Source organism: Verminephrobacter aporrectodeae subsp. tuberculatae At4, from assembly GCF_000193225.1.
GTDB classification, from domain to species: Bacteria; Pseudomonadota; Gammaproteobacteria; order Burkholderiales; family Burkholderiaceae_C; genus Acidovorax; species Acidovorax aporrectodeae.
Map to the genome: position 1 here is coordinate 1 of NZ_AFAL01000536.1, position 4,732 is coordinate 4,732.

The window sequence follows — 4,732 nt, forward strand, 5'->3', positions numbered from 1 at the left end:
CGAGTTGCCCGCAGGGTCCCGTATCCCGTCGAGACTTGTCATCCTGACGGTGTTGTCCGGCGCGATGGTGTTCTCCGGCGGAGTCAGGGTGGCGGTCCAGGTCTTGCCGTCTTCGGAGGAGCTCAGCGCGGACAGCGTGCCGATGGACGTTTCCAGGCGCTCCCCGGTTCTGCTGATGATGCCGAGCGCCCTTTCGCTGAAGGTCAGGGTGACGGTGGCCGTTTCGCCGGCCCGCAGGTCGTGATCGCTTATGGTGAAGCTGATCAGCGTGGGCGGTGTCAGATCGATGAAGTAGGCGTTGCTGTAAACGATTTTGGACAGGGGTTTGTTGCCAGCCAGGTCCGTCACGCCGGCGTTTTCGGTATCCAGGGAGATGGTGAGGTTGGCCCCCTCGGCGCCTGCGTTCGGGGTCAGCGTGGCGACCCAGCTCGTGCCGTCGGTGTGTAGCTTGAAGTCGCTCAGCGTAGCGTTTTGCGCGATGAGGCTGCGCATGTCCTCCAGGTCGAAACCGATGACCGGTTCCTTGAAGCTGACCTTGACAGGGCTGGTTTCTGTCGCTGTCAGGCCGCTGCCGTCCACCCAGATGGTGATGACGGGCTTTATGGCGTCGACGTCGTAGAGGATACCCGGGACGTTCATCGTTCCCGTTCCCGCTTCGCCCGCGGTATTCTTCACGCCGGCAAGGTTCACCGCGACGGAGTTTTGGAGCTTTGAGGATGAGTTCCACGTGAGTACCGATGTGATGCTGACCTGCCAGGTGTCGCTGCTGCCGTCGGCGCCGGGACTGACGGCGCTCACGGTACTCACCCTGCCGGCGCCCGGGAGCAGGCTCACGTCCGGTGTGTCGAAGTTCTTTACGGCTTCGTTGAATTTGACGGTGACGACGGTCGTTGTCCGGTTCCATCCGATGGCGGTTTCGCTGATCGAATGGCCGGATGCGGCGAGTGTGGGTGCGGTCATGGTGTTTTTCCTTTTCGGTCCATCAGAACCAGATCCCGTGCGCTTGCGCATCGGACGTCTGCCCGACGATGGACAGCAGCATGTGCGCCGCCGTGCCGGGGGCGGTAATGATTCCGTCGGTCTCGCCGTCGGCGTCAAAAGCGCCGCCGTCCTCGATTCGGAAGTCGAGCCGCAGGCTTTGCCCGTCCCGAGCCATCTTGCCGCTGGCCTCGGTGTAAGTCAGCAGCAGATTGCGGCCGCTGACCGTGGTGCTGCCAAGCACCGGGGCCGTGGTGTCGGTGATGAGGTTGCTCACGTTCTGGTGCGTGAACCCGCTGAGGTTGTTGACGACGGCATTCACGCTGTTGATGCGCACCGTACAGGCAGCGGAATGGGCTGCGTCCAGGTTGCTCGCATCGTCGTAGACGGGCGTCACGGTGTTGCCGTCGATCTTCGGGGCGTTGGCGCCTTCCAACTGGCACCCATCGCTCAATGCGACGCTGCGTGCCGTGAAGTTGGTAGTTCTTTCGGAAAACGTGAAGGTGACGGTGGTTGTTTCTCCGGCGGACAGGCTGGATTTCGCCAAACTGATTCCGGTGAGGATGGGCTTGGTGTAGTCGGTGCGGTAGAAGAGAAAGGGGGTCACTATGTCCGTGTCGGGCCCCGGGTTACCCAAATGATCGGTGATGCTTCCGGCTCTCACGCCGATGGTGTCGTTAGCCGTCGAGGCGGCGTTGCCACCCGCGATCGTTTGCAATATGACCCGCCAGACATCGGAAGATCCGTCGGCGTTGCGGTTTTCCGGGACGGAGGCCACTCCGATCACCTTCGAGCCAGACTTGGTCAAGAGCACGTCGGCCGCCTCGAAATTCATTATCCCTTGGTTGAATCGGATGGTGAAGATTACGGTGTCGTATCCCGTGTCGATTCCGATGGCAGGACTGGTGGTTCCGCCGCCGGTGAGGATTATGGGCATGGTGATTCTCGTTTTTCTGAATGGACTGCGTGGGGGTTTCCGGATTCAGCTTTGGCCTCGCCTGTGGTCCATGGACGCAGGCGCCAGTGCCTGTCTCATGTATTCATGCCGGCGACGACGGCCTGGTAATTGCCGGTCGGGCGATTTCCGGTTGCACGCGATCTGCCACAGCGAATGCCACGTGCGGATTCATTCGGGGGGATTTGTCGTGGACAAGGAAATTCCCTTGACTGCATCAACAAGTTGTTTTTCATCATACGTTTTGGTACTGCATCGCTCCGACAATGGTTTAGGAAACTGTCGCCCATTTCATGGAGAATGGATGGCCTGTTCCTGGCCCATGCAGGTCGACGAAACCGGGTAGCGCTGATCCTCACATTGCTGTCGTTCTGAATGGCTTGAATGATGATTTTCCTGATTGTTCTGCGATGCAAAATGTAAAGTCAACGCATCTGAGCACGTGTTTTGCAGTGCAAAATAATGGCGCCGTGGTGAATATGTTTTGCAGTGCAAAACAAGAGAGGGTTTTGACCGTGGAAATTTCTGGCGCACGATGCGCTTGAATCCCTTGCGGTTTCTCTGGTATCGGAATGCTTGTCGTCCAAGAAACCGGGATGGCGCAATGGGGGATGGAAATGGCTTGGCCCGATCACTTCGACGGACAAGCATTCAAGAACGAAGCGGTGGCAAGATTGCCGCTGCCGCACAGTGCAGCAGGGGCATGCGCGGGAAGTCGGTATTGCAGCGGGGGCACCGGATCATTGGCACGGGGATGCGCAATCCCGGCTCACCCGGGGCCTGGACGGCGGCCCATCCGCTTGGAGGCCGCAATTACCACGGTGGCGATCAACGGGGTGAGAGAGCGCCGCTGCGGGCACGGTGTGTTCCCGGCGAACGGGACGGCGCTTCGACGAAGGCGTCTGCTGTTTGGGTCGTGAACCCTGCTTCGCGCGGGCACTGCGTGCCCAGCTTCGGGCCGCCCGGCATGCGCTGTGCACGGGCGCCCGCGTGTTCGAGTTGGCACGCGGGTCAGGAGGCGCCACACCCATCGGCCACCCCGAACGTGAATCGGTCATCGAAACGCATTCCGGCGCGGGCGCTCGCCCGCTGCCCGCGCAGGCAACGTTGCCCAGGTGCAACGCAGCACCGGGGCGGGAGCCGGAATCCCGGGTGATTCCGGCGCGCGCCAGGGGCTTGCCCCGGGTCAGCGGCCGGCGTGAACCCGCTTTGCCGGGCTGCGCCCCGGGACCCCGTCAGAGCCAGAAATCATTCGACCCCGGATCGGACATCTGCCCGACGATGGACAGCGGCATGTGCGCTGCCGCGCCGGAGCCGGTGATGTTTCCGTTGGCCTGGCCGTCGGTGTCGTAGGTGCCGCCGTCCTCCAGCCGGAAGTCGAGCCGCAGGCGCCCACCCTCGAGCACCATCTTGCCGCCGTAGGGCTCGCTCGCCAGGTTCACCCAGGTGCCGGCCGCGCCCTTCATCCAGTAGCCGTTGATTCCCTGCGCCGCGTCCACGTAGAGGCTGAAATCCTCGGTGTGCGTATTCGCCGCCAGTTTGGCCTGGAAGTTGGTCAGCCCAATGGGCGCCTCCAGCGCTCGGGGCATATCGGCGGGGGCGGCTTTCTCCTCCAGCTTGGTGATGTGGGTGTCGTGGTCCGCTCCGGGCTTGCCGTTCTGACCGCCTGCCGTCAGGGTGGCGTAGGTTTTCGCTGACGTGCCCGCGGTTGTGACGCTGATCGAACTGACCGAGGTTTGCGCGCTGTCCTTGATCCCGTCTCCGTTGCCGTCACCGGCCACGGAGGGAGATCCATCGGGGCGGGCAAGACCGGGGACGCGGTCTTCGACATCGTTGGAAACGCCGTCCGCGTCCCCATCCGGCGCCCGGTCCGTGCTGCCGCCGCCGCTACCGCCCCCGCCGCCGCCGCCGGAGGAGGCCGCGGTGTCGTTTGTCACCTTCTGTTCGGTGAAGGTTGCGGCGTCGTTGCCTGCGTTGTCCTGTATGGCGTTGGCGTTGTCGGAGGGCGTGGGGTCGGTGTAGGAGACGCTCACCGACTGGCCGTAGGCCACAGCAGTGCTCAGCGTCAGTGTCACGGTCTTCGCCGTGGCATCGACGGCGACTGCGGTGACGGTGTTGAGCACCCCGCTCACGAGCACCGCGAAGGCTCCGGGGGCCGGTATGTGGCGAGCGTCCAGGGCGTTCGCTTCGGTGAAGGTGAGCACCAACTGGTTGCCGTTGACCCTGGGCGCGCTGGTGCCCGTGCGGACGAGCGCGGGGGGCGTCGTGTCCCGTGCGTTGGCCACCTCCATGGCCGGGAAACTGGCGGCAGCGTTGCCGGCCACATCCCGTATGACGGCCTTGCCGGTCGTGGGCTTGGTGTAGGCAACGGTCACGCTCTCACCGCCGGTCACGGCGTCGGTCAAGGTCAGGGTCACGGTCTTGGCCGTGGCATCCACGCTGACTGCGGTGACGGTGTTGCGGACCCCGTTGACGAGCACCGTAAAGGCTGCGGCACTCGCCGTATTGGCTGCGTCCAGACCCAGGCTGCTCGCTTCGGTGTAGCTGAGCACCAGACTGTGCCCATGGACTGCTGCGCTGTTTATGACCGGGGCCGTGTCGTCGGCTGCGGTGTTGTTCACCGCCGCCTGGTTCGTGAGGTTGTCCGCGTCGTTGCCGGCCGCGTCCTGCAGCACGTCATTGCCGGTCGTGGGCCGGGTGTAGCTGACGGTCAGCGTCTCGATACTGTCCACGGCACGGCTGAGCGTCAGCGTGACGGTCCTGGCCAAGGAATCCACCACGACGTTGTTCACGGTGATG

The 4,732-nt window shown here is 63.4% G+C and carries 3 protein-coding genes; all 3 read right to left on the bottom strand.

Going from position 1 to position 4,732, the window contains the following annotated elements:
• Window positions 1-960 (bottom strand): Ig-like domain-containing protein (locus tag VTU_RS28065; protein ID WP_010106787.1); only part of this gene is annotated, 960 nt, incomplete at its 3' end.
• Between the two features lie 22 nt (window positions 961-982).
• Window positions 983-1,915 (bottom strand): choice-of-anchor U domain-containing protein, encoded by a 933-nt coding sequence (locus VTU_RS34475; protein ID WP_010106788.1) that lies wholly within the window; start codon window positions 1,913-1,915, stop codon window positions 983-985.
• 1,253 nt (window positions 1,916-3,168) lie between these two features.
• Window positions 3,169-4,732, bottom strand: a 1,564-nt coding sequence (locus VTU_RS28070) for a SwmB domain-containing protein (RefSeq protein ID WP_010106789.1), incomplete at its 5' end; no start/stop codon positions are given.